Here is a 402-nt window from a genome sequence, read left to right as displayed (position 1 = left end):
CGCCGTCGCCGCCGTCGAAGCCGTGCTCGTCTGCGTCCCGTCCGCGCTCGTGTCCGTCGCCGTCAGATGATACGTCCCATCCGCAAACGTCGCCGTCGTCGTGATGTCGAAGGCGCCGCCAACGCCCGCCGTCCCGGAGCCGACCAGGGTCGCGCCGTTGTAAAGCTTGATCGTATCCCCGGACGCATCGCCGGTTCCCGCGATCTCAATCGTCCCGCCGTTCGTCGAGGTTCCCTGCTGCGCAAGGCCCGTCGGCGCGAGCGAACCCACAATCGCCGTCGCCGCTGTCGATTGCCCGCTCGTCTGCGTCCCATCCGCGCTCGTGTCCGTCGCCGTCAGATGATACGTCCCATCCGCGAATGTCGCCGTCGTCGCAAAGTCAAACGCCCCGCCCGCTCCCGC

At 68.7% G+C, this 402-nt stretch carries 1 protein-coding gene; it reads right to left on the bottom strand.

The window, feature by feature from the left end:
* Window positions 1–402 (bottom strand): hypothetical protein (locus GSQ90_RS20285; protein WP_371418414.1); only part of this gene is annotated, 402 nt, incomplete at both ends.

This window comes from Methylocapsa sp. S129, assembly GCF_009765995.1.
Taxonomy (GTDB): Bacteria; Pseudomonadota; Alphaproteobacteria; order Rhizobiales; family Beijerinckiaceae; genus Roseiarcus.
This window is presented reverse-complemented; position numbering and strand designations above follow the sequence as displayed.